General features: G+C 62.2%; 18 protein-coding genes, 3 pseudogenes and 1 riboswitch. Of the genes and pseudogenes, 15 read left to right on the top strand and 6 right to left on the bottom strand.

Annotated elements, in window-relative coordinates:
• Positions 1–287: 287 nt before the first annotated feature.
• The 5 genes from GL300_RS25345 to GL300_RS25325 form a co-directional block, all read right to left on the bottom strand.
• Positions 288–842 carry a sigma-70 family RNA polymerase sigma factor gene (locus tag GL300_RS25345; RefSeq protein WP_155042456.1) on the bottom strand — a complete coding sequence of 185 codons (555 nt, stop codon included), beginning with the start codon at positions 840–842 and terminating at the stop codon, positions 288–290.
• Between the two features lie 257 nt (positions 843–1099).
• Positions 1100–1759, bottom strand: coding sequence for a nickel/cobalt transporter (locus tag GL300_RS25340; protein WP_246195447.1), 660 nt, complete (start codon positions 1757–1759; stop codon positions 1100–1102).
• Between the two features lie 259 nt (positions 1760–2018).
• Positions 2019–2678 carry a DUF1007 family protein gene (locus GL300_RS25335; RefSeq protein ID WP_170297812.1) on the bottom strand — a complete coding sequence of 220 codons (660 nt, stop codon included), beginning with the start codon at positions 2676–2678 and terminating at the stop codon, positions 2019–2021.
• A gap of 460 nt (positions 2679–3138) precedes the next feature.
• Positions 3139–3540, bottom strand: coding sequence for a DUF2000 family protein (locus tag GL300_RS25330; protein ID WP_155042453.1), 402 nt, complete (start codon positions 3538–3540; stop codon positions 3139–3141).
• A 65-nt stretch (positions 3541–3605) separates the two neighbouring features.
• A complete protein-coding gene (locus tag GL300_RS25325; protein ID WP_155042452.1) occupies positions 3606–4412 on the bottom strand; it encodes an AraC family transcriptional regulator in 807 nt (268 codons plus the stop codon).
• A 181-nt stretch (positions 4413–4593) separates the two neighbouring features.
• Between GL300_RS25325 and GL300_RS25320 the strand changes: the two are divergent.
• From GL300_RS25320 to GL300_RS25255, 15 genes and pseudogenes are all read left to right on the top strand, one after another.
• Positions 4594–4798, top strand: a pseudogene (locus GL300_RS25320) (transposase); the annotation flags it as partial.
• 103 nt (positions 4799–4901) lie between these two features.
• Positions 4902–5099, top strand: a riboswitch (cobalamin riboswitch).
• 151 nt (positions 5100–5250) lie between these two features.
• Complete coding sequence (locus GL300_RS25315; RefSeq protein WP_155042451.1) at positions 5251–6261, top strand: ABC transporter substrate-binding protein; 1011 nt, start codon at positions 5251–5253, stop codon at positions 6259–6261.
• On the top strand, positions 6258–7304 hold the full coding sequence (locus GL300_RS25310; RefSeq protein WP_155042450.1) for a FecCD family ABC transporter permease: 1047 nt from the start codon (positions 6258–6260) through the stop codon (positions 7302–7304). The genes GL300_RS25315 and GL300_RS25310 overlap by 4 nt, the downstream gene beginning before the upstream one ends.
• Positions 7301–8074, top strand: coding sequence for an ABC transporter ATP-binding protein (locus tag GL300_RS25305; RefSeq protein ID WP_155042449.1), 774 nt, complete (start codon positions 7301–7303; stop codon positions 8072–8074). Before GL300_RS25310 ends, GL300_RS25305 begins: the two co-directional genes overlap by 4 nt.
• 65 nt (positions 8075–8139) lie before the next feature.
• Positions 8140–8496: a pseudoazurin gene (locus GL300_RS25300; protein WP_343043225.1), complete on the top strand. Its 357-nt coding sequence runs from the start codon at positions 8140–8142 to the stop codon at positions 8494–8496.
• 45 nt (positions 8497–8541) lie between these two features.
• The gene (locus GL300_RS25295) at positions 8542–9021 is read left to right on the top strand and encodes a copper chaperone PCu(A)C (protein ID WP_343043224.1); all 480 of its coding nucleotides are present in this window, start codon (positions 8542–8544) and stop codon (positions 9019–9021) included.
• Positions 9022–9082: 61 nt separating this feature from the next.
• Positions 9083–9877: pseudogene (locus tag GL300_RS27000) on the top strand (PepSY-associated TM helix domain-containing protein).
• Positions 9878–10120: 243 nt separating this feature from the next.
• Positions 10121–10408: a PepSY domain-containing protein gene (locus GL300_RS26995; protein ID WP_246195445.1), complete on the top strand. Its 288-nt coding sequence runs from the start codon at positions 10121–10123 to the stop codon at positions 10406–10408.
• Between the two features lie 318 nt (positions 10409–10726).
• Positions 10727–11914, top strand: a complete 1188-nt coding sequence (locus GL300_RS25285) for a M20 metallopeptidase family protein (RefSeq protein ID WP_155042447.1) — start codon at positions 10727–10729, stop codon at positions 11912–11914.
• A gap of 21 nt (positions 11915–11935) precedes the next feature.
• A complete protein-coding gene (locus tag GL300_RS25280; RefSeq protein WP_155042446.1) occupies positions 11936–12787 on the top strand; it encodes a transporter substrate-binding domain-containing protein in 852 nt (283 codons plus the stop codon).
• A 2-nt stretch (positions 12788–12789) separates the two neighbouring features.
• Positions 12790–13506 (top strand): ABC transporter permease, encoded by a 717-nt coding sequence (locus GL300_RS25275; protein WP_155042445.1) that lies wholly within the window; start codon positions 12790–12792, stop codon positions 13504–13506.
• A gap of 3 nt (positions 13507–13509) precedes the next feature.
• Positions 13510–14199, top strand: a complete 690-nt coding sequence (locus GL300_RS25270; protein ID WP_155042444.1) for an ABC transporter permease — start codon at positions 13510–13512, stop codon at positions 14197–14199.
• Positions 14172–14978 (top strand): ABC transporter ATP-binding protein, encoded by an 807-nt coding sequence (locus tag GL300_RS25265; protein WP_155042443.1) that lies wholly within the window; start codon positions 14172–14174, stop codon positions 14976–14978. The genes GL300_RS25270 and GL300_RS25265 overlap by 28 nt, the downstream gene beginning before the upstream one ends.
• A gap of 11 nt (positions 14979–14989) precedes the next feature.
• Positions 14990–15661, top strand: a complete 672-nt coding sequence (locus GL300_RS25260; protein ID WP_170297811.1) for a GntR family transcriptional regulator — start codon at positions 14990–14992, stop codon at positions 15659–15661.
• Positions 15658–16563, top strand: a complete 906-nt coding sequence (locus GL300_RS25255; protein ID WP_155042441.1) for a homocysteine S-methyltransferase family protein — start codon at positions 15658–15660, stop codon at positions 16561–16563. Before GL300_RS25260 ends, GL300_RS25255 begins: the two co-directional genes overlap by 4 nt.
• Positions 16564–16956: 393 nt before the next feature.
• On the opposite strand, the pseudogene GL300_RS25250 reads toward GL300_RS25255, so the two are convergent.
• A pseudogene (locus GL300_RS25250) lies at positions 16957–17918 on the bottom strand (IS5 family transposase); the annotation flags it as partial.
• Positions 17919–17990: the final 72 nt, after the last annotated feature.

Here is a 17990-nt window from a genome sequence, read left to right as displayed (position 1 = left end):
CAGAAAAGAGACCATCCAGAACCGCCGCTTGAACCATCAGCGTCAGGCGGCATAATCTCAAACCGGTGCGCCAGGACCCTCTCGTCCAAAATCAGGCCGCCTGTTCCAAATCATTCGACGACGGACAAGTCGTTCCTCCCAATCGGCCACCGCCCGCGCGAAAGCCGGGTCCATTTCGGCCCGGCGGGCTAGTGCTGCCAGTTCAACACCCGGCAACACGCCCAGAGCAAACTCGGCGGCCAGAAAGTCATCGCCCCCGTCATCAGAACGGTCGGGTTCCATCGCGCTCATCGCTCCAGACACTCCTTGAGGCGCATCAGACTGCGCCGCAGCCAGGTGCGCATTGTATTCAAGGGCACGTCATGGCGGGTCGCCAGATCGGCATAGCTGTCACCCTCCAGATAGGCGGCACGCACCGCGCTGGCCTTTTCGGGGTCCAACTCCGACATGCAGCCGTTGAGCAGCCGCATTTCACCTGCGGCCACGGCCATTGCCTCGGGACCTGCGGCCGGATCGCGCATCGCCAGTGCTGCCTCATCGATGCCGCCCGCGGTCTCGCGCCTGGCGCGCAGAAGGTCGATCGCGTGATGGCGCGCGATGGCGATCAGCCAGGTCATTGGGCTTTGTCCGGTCACGGCAAACCTGTCGGCTTTCAACCAGACCTTGATGAACACCTCTTGGACGGCCTCCTCGGCCTCGGGCCTGTTTCTCAAGATACGCAGGCAGGTGCCGAAGAGTTTCCCCGAGGTAGCGGCATAAAGACGGTCGAACGCCGCCCGGTCCCGCAGCGAAACCCGAAGGATCAAGCCAGTGACCTCTTCTCGCGCATTGTCGGGCGGCATACCCCCTCCAGAGTGTTCTCCTCCAGAACATGCACTCAGCTCTGGCATATCACAAGAGAAGGCACCCTCCGAACATTGGCCTTTAGCCCGTGTCGGCCTTCCCCTTCATCTGGCGCGGTTCAAGAAAGTCAGGAAATCGCGACCGTTGTTGAGCTTCGGAATATCCCAACCGAGTTGGAGCGCTGAAATCTCCTTCCCGGTGGCATCAGAACCAGTCGGACATTACTGCGGGCACGTTTGCATCGTACCCAAGATTGTCAGACCAGACCAAGTGCTCCACCGCTGAGAAGCACGACAGTCACACCGGCTGCAATCTCGAGTGTGGCTCCGATGACATGCGGGATTCTGGATTCAGCAAAGACTGACAATACGCCGCCGCGCAGGAAGCGTCCCATGAATGCAACAAGCAGGGTAAGGCTGGCCGTGCCCGACGCCATGGCAAAAGCACCGGCAATCCCGGCCTCAAGGATGCCCATTTTCCAGGTCAGTACCAAAAGCAGGATTGCACCGCTGCATGGACGTATGGCGATTGCCAAAATGACCGACGCGAGCTCTCGCGCACTGGATGCGGCGGCAATCACCTGCGGCGAGGGAGCGTGAGCATGGCCGCAACTCTCGCAATGCCCATGAACATTGTCTTGATAGTGATGATGCGCGGATCCATCCCCGGTCACGACAGGACGCACGAGGGGCGCTCTTGATGCAATAAGCCCTGCGCTTCGCGATGCTCCACGCAGTATCAGCCACAGCCCGATCAGCATGATCGAAAACAGGCTGAGTTGCGTAAATGTTGTCTCGGCCAATGTGGTCAGCTGCTCTCGAGACAGCGAGAAGAGGCCGATGCCCGCCAAGACGACGATGGCTGTGACAGCTTGCCCCAACGAAGCCGCGATCGTCGCAAATGCCAGCCGGCCCACGCCCACGATCCGTGAGGAACTATAGGCCCCGACCAGAAATTTGCCGTGACCGGGGCCGACAGCATGAAAGAACCCGTAAGCCAGACATAGGCCCAGGAACTTGGCCCAGGCACCAGTATTGCCGTCTTCAGCGCCTGCAAACCGCGGGCAAGGCCGTTCTGGGCCTCGCGCTGCATCGTCATTGACCAACCCAGGATCTGCGCATGATGCTGCCATGTCAGTACCAGCGACAGCGCCGAGAGCAACCCCAAGGCCAGAATCAGCGCGCGCCGCATGCTATCTCGAAGCCTTCGGAGAAGGTGATGCCCACATCGGGCATATTCATAACGGAAATGGAATCGGACTGCATTTCGAGGTCCTGAAGCGCGTCCAATAGCTCCTTCTGCCCACTGATATCAGGCGGGCGGCGCGTCACTTTGCAGTCATTTCTACCCTCGACCCACGGGCCGCGGGGGTTTGCATAAGCAATGAAATATTCCGGGTCATAGATCCGCAGCAAAAGCGGATCGGCAGTGGTCACGGCTATCGGGTGCTCCAAGGGTCGGATATGTGAGGTCACGATCTTCCCACTGGCGTAACGCGCCTCATGGGACTTTGGCGGGCCCAGCCGCACCGGATTTCCATCTTGCTTTGCGACGATATGACCAGGGAACCCGGCCTCCCAATCAACGTCATGACCGGCAAAAGCCTGCAGGCGCGCAGGTTCGGGCGTACCATTACCGTCGGTATCAAATTGGGCGTCCTCGATCATCATCAGGCTGAAGAATTCGTCATAGGTCCAGGAAACCCGTACCGCTTCCAGCTTGCCCGACTCGCCAAAGATCAGCGCCGCATCGGCGTCGATGAAGACGTGCGGATGCGCTCCGACCGAGCCCATACAAGCCAGAGAGGTTGCAAGCAGTGTGGCCAATCCCACCATGCAATTCCGTATCCGGACAATCGGCAGAGGTCGCGGGCGCGGCTCGCGCGGAGGTAATCGGAGTTTGCTCACTCGCAGGCTGGACCGGTCCCCACGGGGGCTCTCGTGACAATGATGCATGTCCCCATTCCGATAATCCGTCCGAACGATGGCGCGGGATTTGTCTGCCGTCGTCATGGGGTCAATTTACAAATCGGTGAGGAGGGCGAATAGGAGGCCGCGAGAGCACCACCTACTGGGCAATGATTGCCACCCCTATGTCGTGGTCGCTCGCCTGCCCACATAGGGTGGTCCAATTCCAATCTGAGTGCATGACGGGTCTTGGTGCTACAGCCGGGCGTAGCCAGCGCTACAGAAACGAATGGCAAAGCCGGCACTGCGTGACCTCTGGGGCAGAGGTGGAGGTGACTATGGTGAGCTCAAATCCGACATTGGCCATCAGGGGGCTCTAGCGGCGGCATCAGCGCAGCAGCGGCAAACGACCGCAAATCCGGTCCACCGTCTTGCGCGTCCCGGCCAGCATGATGGCCTGCGGCGCATGACCCGCCAGCGGTGCGGCCGAAATGCGGGCGGTATAATCGGCATAGTCCCGCGCTTCGAAAGCAGCGTGCATATAGGCCAGTCGCAGCGGCAGGCCTGCGGCAGCGTCGAACAGTGCTGGCAAATCGGCGGTAGGTGCGCCGAGAATCGGCAGCGCAACTGTAGTTATCCCTGCCAGCGCAATGCCGTCCTGCGTGGGCGTGTCCGCCCCCACCAGATCGGGACGCAACTGTCCAAGGCTCATGCCCAGAACGGCTGCGAAGTTGGCTTTGAGGCCAATGGGCAAGTTTTCGGCGACGATAATAACAGGTTTCAATGACATGGTTCGGTCCTTTTGCAACAGGCTTTGCCATGTAGGTTGCCTGTTGGTCTTGGACGAAGTTGACCTCAGTGTCGGATCAGCGCGCCGGGTGTTACGCCGAGATGGCGGCGGAACTGCCGGATCAGATGTGCCTGATCGCAAAAGCCTGCAGTAATGGCGGCCTCGACGGCAGGTGTGCCATCAAGCAGCAGTCGGCGAGCGTGGTTCACGCGAGCGCGAAGCACATGGCCATGCGGGGTCAGCCCGGTGGCGCGGACCGTGCTGCGGATCAGATAAGAGCGATTTAACCCGACCCCGGCCGCCAGGTCTGTCAGGGTCGGGATTTCGCCCGTCGCCACTCCGGCGTCGATGCGGTCCAGCAGCGCACGGATGGCGGCGGGTTCCTGACCTGGTCGGCGCAACTCGGCGCGCCCGTAATGGGTGAAAGCCTGCGCCAACACATCGTGCACGGCCTCCTCGGTCACCAGCCTCTGGTCAGTCGTCTGCGCAACGTTAAGGCAACTGGCCAGCCGGGAAAGTGCCTGCGTCAGCTTGCGTCCACGATCTCGGGGGGCAATTTCAGCAAAACCGCGCAAGTCGCGCAGGCCCAGCACTTCTCGCACCGCTACCTCAGAGACATAAAGCATGTTGTAGCGTACTCGACCCGCTGCAGCGTGCCCGGTATGCGCCTCCTCGGGGTTCATCAGAGAAAGCGAACCGGTGGGAAGCACCATGCTTTCTCCTCGACAGAGATAGCCACCGGCACCTTGGACAATCGCGCCGACGGCGAAACCTTCGTGCGCGTGGCGGGCGAAGGTCTGATTGCTCAAAGCAGCTTCGAACAGCTCAATGCCATGGTGCCAGCCCAAATGATGATAGCGGTTGCGTAGCATTGCTGGGATATACCGCCAGTTCGCCCGATCGGTGAAGGGCAACAACTAAGAAAAGTGACGGCTTCGTCGCGTAGACCTCTTTTGGGCACGTATCGGTCTGGCTGCTCGATCTGCACGGCCCGCCCGGCGCGGAACAGGATTCATCCTCGGCAGCGTTATGGGATGATCATGCGCGGATCGGATGTGCCAACAGAGTTATGTCGATCTCGAGGAGCGCATCCCGACCCGGCACCCCCTACGTAAAATACGTGCCGTCGTGACCGACGCCCGTTCGATGCCGAGTTCGACGGCCGATACGCCGCCGAGAACCGCCCCTAGATCGCGCCCGTGCGGCTGATCCGGCCGAGTTGCAATTCCTCTGCTCGATCCGATCCAAGCGGCAAATGAGAATCAGATTCATTCCGTTCGATCATCGTTCTTGCACACGGAAGAAGCCCTCCCCCCTTCAACAGGCGCGATTGCGTCACTTGTTTGCGTCTCGCCAAGCAGTTAACACGCTCAGGTCGGTTTCCGAGAGGAATTGAAAGGGAATCCGTCGGAGCAGTACTTGCCCCGAACCGGAACTGCCCCCGCAACTGTAGGCGGTGAGCAGGATGCGATGACGCCACTGTGGCCTTCGGGCCATGGGAAGGCCGCATCCCGCGATGACCCGCCAGTCAGGAGACCTGCCGACAAATGAAACCCATTCGATCCGGGCGGGGTGTCCGGGGAGGTGCCTGATGTCCCAAGCCTGCCGATCCGTCGGGCTCCTTATCTATCGCTGCGTTCCTTCATGGGATGCGGCTGCGTCATGGCCATTTCCCAAGCCCTCCGCTCGCATCCTGACCGGAGCCTCGAGATGTTCATGAAAACCGCCCTGACCGGCCTTGTGCTGGCTGGAGCCAGCGTTCTGCCCGCCAGCGCCGAGACCGCATGGCCGCTGAAGTTGTCGAATTGTGGCGTCGACCTGTCCTTTGACAAGGCCCCGGAAAGTGTCGTGACCGTAGGTCAGGCCACGACCGAGATCCTCTATTCGCTGGGTCTGGCCGACAAGGTCCCGGCGACCTCGGTCTGGTTCACCGAGGTCCTGCCGCAGTTCAAGAATGCCAATGCCAGCATCGAGCGCCTGGCCGACAATGACCCCAGCTTCGAAAGCATCCTCGCCAAACGCCCGGGCCTCGTGACCGTGCAATATGAATGGCATGTCGGCCCGCAGGGCGTTGTCGCCACGCGCGAACAATTTTCGGACCTGAGCATCCCGACCTATGTCCTGCCCTCGGACTGCATCGGCAAGGACAACAGCAAGGGCTCGGACGGAACGCGCATCGGCATGTATGCAATGGACAGCATCTATCAGGGCATCTCGGAACTGGGCCGGATCTTCGATGTTGCAGACAGGGGTGAGGCGCTGGTCGCCGATCTGAAAACGCGCGAGGCTGCCGCCATCGAAAAAGCCGAGGGGCTCGACCTGAAGGATGCCTCGGCGGTGTTCTGGTTCTCTTCGGCGGAAATGGACATTGACCCCTATGTCGCCGGTCGCAAAGGTCCGCCCGGTTACATGATGCAGGCCTTGGGTCTGAAGAACATCGTCGAAAGCGACGAGGAATGGCCCGTCGTCAGCTGGGAAAGCATTGCCCGCGCCAATCCGTCGATCATCGTCCTGGCCCGGATGGAGCGGCGTCGCTTCGAAGCCGATGATTACGAGAAGAAGATTGCCTTCCTTAAATCCGATCCGGTGACCAGCCAGATGGACGCGGTGAAGAATGACCACATCATCATGCTGGACGCACATGCGATGGACCCCTCGATCCGCAATATCGACGCGCTTGAGACTTTGGCTGAGGCGCTGCCGAAACTCAGCCCGAAATGACCGAAGCGGTCATCATCGGCGCTGTCGCCTGGCACTCAAGGCTCATCGTGCGCCTTGCGCTGGGTCTGGTGGTGCTGGCCCTTGCGGTGCTGGCCGGGGTGATCCTGGGCGAGACGCCGCTGCCGGTCTCGCAGGTCGGAGACGTTCTGGCGCACAAGCTCTGGGGCGCGGCATCGACGGTCGATCCGATCGATGCCGGGATCATCTGGAACTATCGCCTGCCACGCACTTTGGTCGCAGCGGCCTGCGGTGCGGGACTCGCGCTGTCGGGGTTAGTGCTGCAGACACTGGTCCGGAACGCTTTGGCCGATCCTTATCTGCTGGGCGTTTCGGCCGGGGCTTCGACTGGGGCGGTCGCGGTCACGATCATGGGGATCGGCGCAGGGGCCATCGGCATCTCGGCAGGCGCATTCGCCGGAGCGGCGCTGGCCTTCGGCATCGTCGCGGCACTCGCGCGCGCGGCGGGCGGAGGGTCTGGTCAGCTTGTTCTTGCCGGGATCGCGGGATCGCAGCTTTTCAACGCATTGACCAGCTTTTTCATCGCCAAATCCGCCAATGCGGAACAGGCCCGCGGGATCATGTTCTGGCTGCTCGGAAACCTGTCCGGCGTGCGCTGGCCGGATGTCGGACTTGCACTTCCCGTCGCGGTCGTGGGGTTGTTGGCCTGCGTCATCCATATCCGCGCGCTTGATGCGTTCAGCTTCGGCGCAAGTGCCGCGGCCTCGCTGGGCATTGCGGTGCGCCGGGTGATGGTCATGCTACTGGGCGCAGTGACGTTGATGACGGCGGTGATGGTCAGCCTTGTCGGAGCTGTCGGCTTTATCGGGTTGGTCGTGCCGCATGCCATGCGTTTCCTCGTCGGTGCGCGGCATGGCGCGTTGGTTCCGGCCTCGGCACTTGCGGGTGCGGTCTTCATGATCGCGGCAGACGTGGTCTCGCGCGTGTTGATCCCCGGTCAGGTCGTGCCGATCGGCGTCGTCACCGCGTTGGTCGGCGCACCCGCCTTCGCGCTGATCCTGATCCGGAACCGGAACCGCGCATGAGGATTACCGCGACCAAACTGGTTCTACAGGCGCAGGGTCGCACGATTATCGACGGCGTCGATCTCGATATCGCGCCGGGTGAGACCTTCGGCCTGATCGGGCCGAATGGCTCGGGCAAATCGACGCTGCTACGGCTTCTTGCCGGGCTTGAGCGTCGCGCCGGGGGTGAAGTCAGCCTGGACGGCCACAACTTGCGCCGCATACCTCGCCGCGAGATCGCCCGCCGTCTCGCCATGGTTGAGCAGCAGGCCGAAACCACCGATTGCCTAAGCGCCCGTCAGGTCGTCGAGCTTGGCCGCACACCATGGCTTTCGGCTTTGGTCCCATGGGGCGCGAAGGACACCGCCATTGTCGATGAAGCACTGTATGCCGTCGGCATGAAAGGCATGAGTTCACGCCCGTGGTCCACGCTATCGGGAGGTGAGAGGCAACGGCTTCAGATCGCCCGCGCGTTGGCTCAACGGCCACGCGTCCTGCTGCTGGATGAGCCGACCAACCATCTGGACATCCATCACCAGCTTGCTCTGCTGCGGCTGGTCGAGGAACTGCCGTTGACTGTGGTGATCGCGCTGCATGACCTCAATCAGGCGATGGGCTGCGACCGGCTGGGCGTCATGTCGCAGGGCCGTATGGTCGCCTGTGGCAAACCGGCCGAGATCCTGACGCCGGACCTACTGCGCGCGATCTTCCGCGTGGGCGCCACCCTCCTGACCGATCCGCAGGACAATACAAAGGTCCTGCGTTTCCACGATATCGAGAACTCCCGATGAAATCCCTGCTTTTGCCTTTGATGCTGCTCCCCACCCCAGCTTTGGTCGAGGTCTGTGAGGTCCAGATGCTGAACCGCAGAGCGAATGGCCCGATGGTCTATAAGCCAGCCTATCTGAACATAGCCCCCGGCGACACGGTGCGTTTCCTGCCGACCCAGCCCGGCCATAATGCTGCAGCAATCGAGGGCGTGATCCCCGAGGGGACCGCGCCTTTCAAGTCGAAGATCAACGCGCGTTTCGAGGTGACCCTAACGGAAATCGGCGCTTATGGCATCAAATGCTCGCCGTATTACGCGATGGGCATGGTCATGCTGATCGAGGTCGGCGAGAAGGCCGATGTGTCCCTGCCCGAGGTCTTGCCCAAGCGGGCCACCGAGCGTTTCGAGCAGATACTTACCGGGCGCGACCAGCCGAAAGAATGATCAACGTCGGCCCCTCTGGCGCGATCCGGCTGGGACGAAGCCCCGGTGCTGGGTGCGCTGTTCCTTGGCATCCTTGCCACCACCGCATTTACCGAACCGGTCGCCCACAAGGGGTTGATCCTGTCCGAGGCCCATATCCGGGCGATGCCGCCACAAGCTCCGGTCGCAGGTGGTTATCTGACCATCCGAAATGATGGGCCCGAGGCGGATCGCCTGATCGCCGCGCGCTCGTCACAGGCGGGTGAAGTGCAGATCCACGAGATGACCATGAACGGCGACGTGATGAAGATGCACGAACTGCCGGACGGCTTACCGATTCCAGTAGGCGCGCCGGTCGACCTTAAACCCGGCGGCTATCACCGGATGTTCATGCATGTCACCGCGCCCTTCGCCGAGGGCCAAATAATCGAGGCCTCTCAGGTGTTCGAAAAAGCGGGCGAAGTCGCGCTGCCTTTCGAAGTCCGTGCCATGCGTCCGGCCCCAACTTCTGGTCAGGGGCACGACACAGGGCATTCGGGCTGCTGATGGCCTGCTTCAGCCATGATCAGCCTGCCATTGGCAGGCCTTGCACATAAGCGAAGGACAGATGTCTCATCTCCACCATTTCCGCTCGCCCGGCCATGGGCCTGAGCAATCTCTACAGGGCGGTCTGGCGCTGACATTTCTATGCCGGCTGCTGGTCCTGCCTGTCATGATCACCCTTTCGATCACCGGCGCGATGTATCCCTTTCGCGACGAGATCGACAATTGGTATCATTCCGACCTGAAGCGCGTTGCCGGCGCCGACCGCGCTGGTCGCCTCGGCGCTGGACGCGATGCCGGGTACGGCGGTGAAATATACCGATCCCACCGATGTCGGGGCATCGACCGAGATTACTGTCAGCACCGATCACGGCAGGATGGCGGTCTATGTGAACCCTATAATGGCCTTGTTCTGGGCGCGATGCCGGACCGGTCCACGCTGATGTGGACGGTGCGCACCCTTCACAGCCGCAAGTACTTCGGGACATGTGCCCGCTATATCATCGAGATTGCGGCGGGCTGGTCGATCCTGCTTGTCGGCACCGGTGTCTATCTGTAGTGGCCGCGTGGACAAAAGGGGGGCGTTCTGTCGGTTCGCGGCAAGCCACAGCGCCGCGTATTCTGGCGTGAACTGCATGCGGTGACGGGGCTTTGGGTCAGCTTTTTCATTGTCTTCCTGGCGCTCACCGGCATGCCCCGGTCGGGCGTCTGGGGGGCCAAGGTCAATGAATGGGCCAATAGCAGCCGGCTATCCGGACGGGATGAGGGTGCACGTGCCCATGTCGGGACAGTAGCTGGACGCGGTCGCCAAGACCGCCTGGTCGTTGAAGCAGGCGCGGATTCCGGAAGGCACCGTTAGCGGGATGCTGATCACCCTGGATGACGCGGTTACCGAGTTCGACCGACAGGGTCTGCATCGCGGCTATGCCGTCAGCCTGCCGTAAAAACCTGAGGGTGTGTTCACTGGCTCGGTGTATCCTGACGATCTGAGCGAGCAGCGTGTCGTGCCTCTGGATCAGTATAACGGCCAGTCTCTGCTGGATATGAGCTATGCCGATTACGGCCCGCTGGGAAATGGCTGGAATAGGGTATCAACACCCATATGGGTCAGACCTTCGGTGTGCTGAACCAGATCATCCTGCTGGCGGCCTGCACGGCGATCGTGGCTCTGGCCGTATCCGCTGCCATGATGTGGTGGAAGCGGCGCCCCACGGGGTCATTGGGGGTACCACCCCTACCTCAGGACCGGCGCGTGTGTTGCGGGCTTATTGCCATTCTGGCCGTCGGCGGCATGATCTTCCCATTGGTCGGGGCCTCACTTCTGTTCATGCTGGTGCTGGACATGGCCTTTATCCGGCTGCGCAGCGGTGACAGCGCGGCAAGTGTCTGAAGATCGCTCGGACCTCGGCGCGCTCTGCTCGCCGAGGTGTGCTCAACCCTGCCCAAGACAGCATGAGTGCCCGACGAGCAATCCTCCGCCAACAGGGCATGCTTGAATAGTCGACTTGGCGTTCACCTCTCCCCCAGGGCCTACTGGCTGACAGCTCATCGCTCGATAGAGGGAAAATTTCCTATTCTGGTGACCGGGCATAGAACCGGGCAACCTAATTGTTCGATTGTCGATCATCGATCATTGACACCATATGGCGTTTCGATGACGCATGCGGCCACGGATTCCTTCCCTTGAGAGCCTGTCGAGAACGTGCCGATGTCCGACCTTGTCAATGACCCTGACCGTCTGATCGAACACCTGATCCGCGATGTTGAGCCCCGGCTGATCGAGATCCGCCGCGACCTCCACGCCCATCCCGAGGTTGGATTTGACACGGTGCGGACTGCGGGAATCGTCGCAGTCGAGTTGACCTCGCTTGGCCTGACGCCGCAGACCGGCATCGGGCGCACCGGTGTGGTGGCGGAAATCAATGGCGGGAGGCCTGGCCCCTGCCTCATCCTGCGCGCAGATATGGATGCCCTACCCATCCATGAGGAAACCGGCCTGCCCTATGCCTCGACCATTCCGGGAAGGATGCACGCCTGCGGGCACGATCTGCACACATCGGCACTGTTGGGCGCGGCCAAGGCACTGGTCAGGATCGCGCCGCAACTGGCAGGCTCGGTCCGGCTGATCTTCCAGCCCGCAGAGGAGACGCAGGAAAGCGGAGCCGCCGCCATGGTCGCCGATGGTGCCGCAGATGGTGTCGATCTGGCTATCGCCTTTCATAACCGTCCCGAACATCCTGCTGGGACGGTGTCGCTGAACCGCGGGGCCAGCACGGCTTCTAGCGACGAATTCCGCGTCGTGATTCACGGCAAGTCGGGCCATGCCGCCCGCCCTCATGCCGCCATCGACCCGATTGTAGCCGCGGCCCATATCATAACCCAATTGCAGACCGTGATATCGCGCGAGATGGACCCTGCCCTTTCCGCAGTGCTGACCGTGGGTCATATCGCAGGCGGTGCGACCCAGAACATCATTCCTGATAGCTGTATGTTCGAGGGCACGGTGCGCTGTCGCTCGCCCCGGTCGCGCGATCTGGCCGAGGCATCGTTCCGCCGGATCTGCACAGGTGCGGCCCTGTCGCTGAACGTCCGGGCCGAGGTCGAATATGTACGCGGCGCGCCGCCCCTGATGAATGACGACGCGATGATCGACCGCACCGCTGCCGTGCTGGCGCTGCAATTCGGTGCGCCGGTGATCGTCGAGGCGGGCAGCAGCTTCGGGGCTGAGGATTTCTCGTATTTCTCGGAACGCATTCCCTCGGTGCAGATCTTCATCGGTTCCGGCCAGCCGGGCCGCGATGACCGCGTACACAATTCTGACTACCAGCCCGATGAGGCCTGCATCGCCCAAAGCGCCATCGCGCTGACGCGGATGGCCGTCGAATTCCTGTCTTGACCCATCTTCCGCGAGGAACTCATGAACATCACCCGCAGCACCTTTCTGCGCGCAGGTCTTGCCGCCGCCGCCACCCTTGCCACCGGGGCACCCCTGCTGGCGCAGGGCAAGAAACTGGTCTTTGCCACCGAAGGCGCTTTCCCGCCCTTCAACATGACCAAGCCCGACGGCACACTTTACGGCTTCGAGATGGACATGCTGGCGGAAATCGCCAAGCGCGCCGGTTTCGAATACGAGCTGATCGCGCAGGCTTGGGACGGGATGATTCAGGGATTGATCGACGGCAAATACGATGCGGTCATCGACTCGGTAACCATCACCGCAAAGCGGCTGGAGGTGGTCGATTTCTCGTTGCCCTATACCACCGGCGGCTCGACCTTTGCGGTGATGAAGGAAAGCGGGATCGCCCTGCCCGGCACCGGCACGTCGATCAATCTGGATGATGCGGCCGCAACCGACGCCGCTATTGCCCAGATCGCGGCAGTGCTGGAGGGAAAGACCGTGGGCGTTCATGTCTCGACCATCCAGGCCGATTTCCTAGACAAATACCTGGCGCCGCGCGGGATCACCATCCGCACCTATCCCAACGGCCCCGATGTCTATCAGGACCTGTCGAACGGGCGCTTGGATGCGGCCATGGCATCGGCCACCAATATCGCAGCCTTCCTCGAAAAGAACGCCGAAACCGCCACGGCCACCGGCCCGGCCTTCTCGGGCGGAGTGATGGGCAAGGGCGCGGCCATCGTTGTGCAGAAAGGCAAGGGCGAGTTGGCCGACAAGTTGAGCGCGGCGCTTCAATCCATGTCGGATGATGGCACGCTTGCGGCATTGTCGAACCAGTGGTTCGGCATCAACGTCACGCCCAAGCTGTAAGAATGGGCGATATCGGGCTTCTGGGCTTCGGCCCCGACGGCTGGGGCCTCGTCCTGTTCAGGGCGGGGCTCATGACGCTTGCCGTTTCGGTCGCGGCCTTCCTGTGCGGGCTGGTGCTGGGCACCCTGGTGGCTTGGGCCCGGGTCGGCGGCAATCGCGTTATGCGCGCATTGGCCGAGGCCTATACGGTCGTGCTGCGCGGCGTGCCCGATATCCTGGTGATCTACCTGTTCTATTTCGGCGGGCGTCAGGTGGTGGCGGCCATCGGCACCGCTTTGGGGTTTGCCGGCCCCTTCGACATTTCGGGTTTCGTTGCCGGAATGCTGGCAATTGGCCTGATCTCTGGTGCCAGTCAGTCCGAGGTGCTGCGCGGTGCCTATCAGGCCGTGCCGCGTGGTACCATCGAGGCGGGCCGCGTCGTAGGCATGGGCCGGTTCACGCTGTTCCGCCGGGTGATCGCGCCGCAGGCGATGGTGACCGCCCTGCCCGCAATGGGCAACCAATGGCAATCGGTGATCAAGGAATCCGCGCTGGTTTCGGTCACCGGGCTGGTCGAGACAATGCGTCAGGTTTCGGTCGCCGCAGGCACCACGCAGGAACATTTCCTATTCTATGCTGCGGGGGCAGTGATCTATCTGATCATCACCACGCTTTCCGATCAGGTCTTCCGGCTGGCCGAGCGGCGCAGCCTGCGCGGCCATCAGGGCGCGGGGTACTAGGCCATGGACCTGACTTTCATCTCGGGCATGTTCCAGAAGATACTGACCGGATTGCCGCTGACCCTGAACCTGTGGCTGCTGTCGCTGGCTGGCGGGGCATGCCTTGCGCTGACGCTGAACCTGATGCGGCAGAACCGCATCGGCAATGCCATCGCGGCGACATACGTCTTTGTCTTTCGCGGCACGCCGCTGTTGATCCAGATCTTCATGATCTATTACGGATTGGCCGGCTTCGGTTTCATCCGTCAAAGCTTCCTGTGGCCCTTTCTGCGCGACCCCTATTGGTGCGGCTTGCTGGCACTGATCCTGAACGATGCCGCCTACAGCTCGGAGATCCTGCGCGGCGGTCTGCGCGCCGTGCCGAAAGGCGCGGTCGAGGCCGGGCGCGTGTCCGGCATGGGGCGAGCGACCATTCTGCGCCGGATCACCCTGCCAATCGCGACCCGCCAGGCCTTGCCCGCCTATTCCAACGAGGTGATCTCGATGCTGAAAGCGACGGCGCTTGTCTCGACCATCACGTTGATGGACATGACCGGCATCGCCCGCGCGGCGATCTCGGAAACCTGGCGCGCGGTGGAAATCCTGCTTTGCGCCGCTGTGATCTATCTGGTCATTTCGATGTTGGTCACCCGGGCCAGCGCCTGGCTGGAACAGCGGCTCTCGCCATGGCAATTCGGAAGGACGACCCCGTGATCACAGCCTCCATTGGCCCCGCCCTGTCCCTGTCGGGACTGCGCAAGAGCTTTGGCCATAACGAAGTGCTACGCGGCATCGATCTTTCCGCCCGCGACGGCGATGTCATTTCGATGATCGGCGCTTCAGGGTCTGGCAAGAGCACGCTCTTGCGCTGCATCCCGATGCTGGAAATCCCCGATGCCGGCACCATCGCCGTGGGTGAGGACAGCCTGTCACCGAAAGGTGGTCGTCTGACCCGGACCGAGGATGCGATTGCGCGACGGATGCGCGGACATTTGGGCTTCGTCTTCCAGAACTTCAATCTGTGGCCGCATCGCACCGTCCTGGAAAACGTCATTGAGGCCCCACTTTTCGTGCAGGGCCGGTCGCGGGCAGAAGCCGTGGACGAGGCGCTGGCGCTGCTGGAAAAGGTCGGCCTTGCGGAAAAGCGCGACGCATGGCCCGCGCATCTTTCGGGCGGCCAGCAGCAACGCGTCGCCATCGCCCGGGCGCTGGCGCAACACCCGCGCGCGATCCTTTTCGATGAACCGACCTCGGCCCTTGACCCGGAACTGGTGGGCGAGGTGCTGAAGGTGATCCGCCGTCTGGCCGAGGAAGGGCGCACGATGCTGATTGTCACCCATGAGATGGGTTTCGCGCGCGAGGTTTCCTCACGGGTCGTCTTCCTGCATCAGGGGCGCATCGAAGAGGACGGCACCCCCGCCGAGGTCTTCGGTGCCCCGAAGTCGGAAAGGGCGCGTGCCTTCCTGGCCAGCCATTTCGACCGCAACCGATAAGGAACCGGATGATGCGTCAGCCGATCGAGAGAAAAAGCCTGCAGGATCAGGCCACTGACTGGCTGCGCGAGGCCATCATCCGGGGGGATCTCGCGCCGGGCTCGACGCTGACCGAATTGGCGCTGACCCAGCAGATCGGCACGGGCCGCGGCACCGTCCGCTCTGCGCTATTCGCGCTGGAGGCGCAAGAGCTTGTCACCCGCACGCCCTACTCCAATTGGCGCGTCGCGGTTCTTGACGCACGGGCGATCTGGGAGATCTACAGCCTGCGTTCCGCCTATGAGGGTCTTGCCGCGCGCATTCTGGCCGAGCGGCGCGAGGATCTGGGGACCGATCTGATCGCCAAGGCATTCACTGAACTGGACGCGGCCAATGGCGCGGGCACGGATGCGCGGGTTGCGGCAGATCTGGGCTTTCACGCCAGTTTCGTCGCCCAGACCGGGCATCAGCACCTGATCCGCCGCCACGGGCTTCTGGCCGACAAGATGGAATGGCTTTACCGCTGGTCGGAAAGCCACTGGCCCTGCCGCAACCCGCTGGTCGACGAACACCGACCGTTGTTTGACGCACTGATGCAGGGCAGTCCCGACCGGGCCGAACAGGCGGTTCGCGACCATATTGACTATTCGATCACACAAGATATCGCGGGCTTCAACAGCCTAGCGGCGGGAAAGGCCACATGACCAAGATCACCATCCTTGACGGCGGCATGGGCCGCGAGCTGGAGCGGAGCGGAGCGCCCTTCCGGCAGCCGGAATGGTCCGCCCTTGCGCTGATCGAGGCCCCCGAGACGGTTGCCCGCGTGCATGAGGGTTACATCCGTGCCGGAGCGCAGGTGATCACCACGAATTCCTATGCGCTGGTGCCCTTTCATATCGGCGAGGAACGCTTCCGCAGCGACGGCCTCCGGCTGGCCGATCTGGCAGGCAGGATGGCGCGGCAGGCGGCGGATGCAGCGCCCGGCGTCAGGGTCGCGGGATCGCTGCCGCCGGTTTTCGGATCGTATCAGCCGGACCTGTTCCGCGCCGATGTCGCGCAGGACTACCTGTCCGTGCTGGTCGGCGGTCTTGCGCCGCATGTCGACCTGTGGCTGGCCGAAACGCAAAGCAGCCTCGAGGAAGCCAGCGCTGCTGCCGCTGCCGCAAAGCCCACGGGCAAGCCGCTTTGGCTGTCCTTCACCCTGCGCGATGATGTCGAGCCCGAGGACATGCCGCACCCGCAACTGCGCTCCGGCCAATCGGTCGCTGATGCGGCAAGGCTGGCGCTGGCTCTGGGTGCCGAGGCGATGCTCTTCAACTGCTCGCGTCCCGAGGTGATGGGGGTGGCACTGGCCGCTGCCCATGAAGCAGCCCTCGGTCTACCGCTGGGTGTCTATGCCAATGCCTTCGACGATTCCCAAGACGATGATGGCGCCGCGAATGAAACCGTTTCGACGATCCGGGCCGATCTGGATCCGCCGCATTACTGTGGCTGGGCCAGGCATTGGGCCGACAAGGGGGCCACCATCATCGGCGGCTGCTGCGGCATCGGAACCGAACATATCCACCACCTTGCCACGTATCTGGATCAGTCGGACAACACCTGATCAGGTTCGATAGAAAATGCCCTTCCGTCTCCGTCTCCGGCGCTGCCGTGAGGCGGAGGATGCCATTCCCTGCGAGGTGTCGCGCGGATCATCCCAACGGTACCCAATGGCGTGTTGGTGCGGCGAAAGGGCGTGCTATCGACAAAGTCGTTAGACCATAGGTGATTGGGTACTCTGGCCGAAGGTGAGGGCCCCCACAATTAGCCATGGCTGGCCTTTCTTGGGTTTCTTACGGGCAGCCTTCAGCCTTCGCATCGCCAGATCGGTTCGACATTTTTCACGCTCACGGCCTAACCGGCTCTCCGAAGCAGCGCGGTGATACGCAGATAGCTGATGGATGTTGTTGCAGTAGTCAGGCAGTGGCCGGACGTGACCCTTTCCCGCACGGATTCGGGCCACGCGCTCGATCTCGGCGGTGCCGAGCGCGTGGAAACAGTTCCTGAGTGCAACGCGGATCTGAATTCAGCTGTTTGGCGGTCCGGGTCACGTGATGCGATGCGTTCACCGAACGCCTTGAGACACCTCATCCAATCGCCGGGAAAACGGTGCCCCGGACTGTTTTCCGGCCCGGCTCATACCTCGATCCGGCTTCGTACGTGAAATCCGGACCAGCGTTTCCGAGCGGCTCGTCGCAGGCGTTGTGTAACTTTGAGTATCTCGTTGCGGGCTTTGGCGGCGGGGAAATCCTCCCGCCATCGTCGCCCGTTCTTTCGGATTGGTATGACCGCCGTGCCGCCGCGCTCGAGGATCGCGCTATGACATCGCCTTGTGTCAAAGGAGTCATCGCCTGTTACGCTGCCGATCTGCTCACCGGGCGGGATCTGGTCAAGTAGGCGAGGCAGAACGGGGCTGTCGCCCGTCTCGCTCGAGGTAAACTCCACTGCACGGATGTCGCCGGTGACCGTATCCATCGCCAGATGAACCTTGCGAGAATGGCGTCGGCGCTGTGTGCCATGCTCGCGCGCAAGCCATTTCCCATCACAGAGAAACTTGATCCCGGTGCTGTCCACCAGCAGGTTCAGCGGGTCTGGCACACGGAGGTTCGATATCTGCACCGTGATCCATTTCTGCCGGCGGCTCAGGGTTGAGAAGTCGGGCACGGGCCAATCGAGTCCAGCCAGCGACAGAATGCTCGCCACCATCCCAGTTGTTTGCCGAAGCGGAAGCCCGAGCAGGACCTGCATCATCAGGCATGTGTGGATACCCCCGCTTGCACAAGTGATTTGTTGATCGGTCTGGGCAGGTGACCGGCTGCGAACATGTGTAAGGCCTGATTGTGCGGCGCTTACGCCGCTGGCCGGTTCTCTGATTGCGGCATTGTCAATCGGGAAAGCGGGCCGTCCGTCTAGGGTCATGGTTCTCTCCGAGGTCACGGGGGTTGTGCCTCATCATGGTTTCCGGTGCTGGCCGTCTTCAATGTATGGATC

The organism is Paracoccus litorisediminis (assembly GCF_009711205.1).
GTDB classification, from domain to species: Bacteria; Pseudomonadota; Alphaproteobacteria; order Rhodobacterales; family Rhodobacteraceae; genus Paracoccus; species Paracoccus litorisediminis.
Note: the sequence above shows the minus strand (reverse complement) of the source record. Positions and strands in the feature narration are given on the sequence as shown.

Coding starts and splice junctions, on each gene's coding strand:
- GL300_RS25280 (WP_155042446.1), top strand. CDS start 11,936: ATGAACATCACCCGCAGCACCTTTCTGCGCGCAGGTCTTGCCGCCGCC.
- GL300_RS25300 (WP_343043225.1), top strand. CDS start 8,140: ATGCTGAACCGCAGAGCGAATGGCCCGATGGTCTATAAGCCAGCCTAT.
- GL300_RS25305 (WP_155042449.1), top strand. CDS start 7,301: ATGAGGATTACCGCGACCAAACTGGTTCTACAGGCGCAGGGTCGCACG.
- GL300_RS25325 (WP_155042452.1), bottom strand. CDS start 4,412: ATGCTACGCAACCGCTATCATCATTTGGGCTGGCACCATGGCATTGAG.
- GL300_RS25315 (WP_155042451.1), top strand. CDS start 5,251: ATGTTCATGAAAACCGCCCTGACCGGCCTTGTGCTGGCTGGAGCCAGC.
- GL300_RS25285 (WP_155042447.1), top strand. CDS start 10,727: ATGTCCGACCTTGTCAATGACCCTGACCGTCTGATCGAACACCTGATC.
- GL300_RS25270 (WP_155042444.1), top strand. CDS start 13,510: ATGGACCTGACTTTCATCTCGGGCATGTTCCAGAAGATACTGACCGGA.
- GL300_RS25310 (WP_155042450.1), top strand. CDS start 6,258: ATGACCGAAGCGGTCATCATCGGCGCTGTCGCCTGGCACTCAAGGCTC.
- GL300_RS26995 (WP_246195445.1), top strand. CDS start 10,121: ATGGGTCAGACCTTCGGTGTGCTGAACCAGATCATCCTGCTGGCGGCC.
- GL300_RS25260 (WP_170297811.1), top strand. CDS start 14,990: ATGCGTCAGCCGATCGAGAGAAAAAGCCTGCAGGATCAGGCCACTGAC.
- GL300_RS25335 (WP_170297812.1), bottom strand. CDS start 2,678: ATGGTGGGATTGGCCACACTGCTTGCAACCTCTCTGGCTTGTATGGGC.
- GL300_RS25255 (WP_155042441.1), top strand. CDS start 15,658: ATGACCAAGATCACCATCCTTGACGGCGGCATGGGCCGCGAGCTGGAG.
- GL300_RS25265 (WP_155042443.1), top strand. CDS start 14,172: ATGGCAATTCGGAAGGACGACCCCGTGATCACAGCCTCCATTGGCCCC.
- GL300_RS25330 (WP_155042453.1), bottom strand. CDS start 3,540: ATGTCATTGAAACCTGTTATTATCGTCGCCGAAAACTTGCCCATTGGC.
- GL300_RS25345 (WP_155042456.1), bottom strand. CDS start 842: ATGCCGCCCGACAATGCGCGAGAAGAGGTCACTGGCTTGATCCTTCGG.
- GL300_RS25275 (WP_155042445.1), top strand. CDS start 12,790: ATGGGCGATATCGGGCTTCTGGGCTTCGGCCCCGACGGCTGGGGCCTC.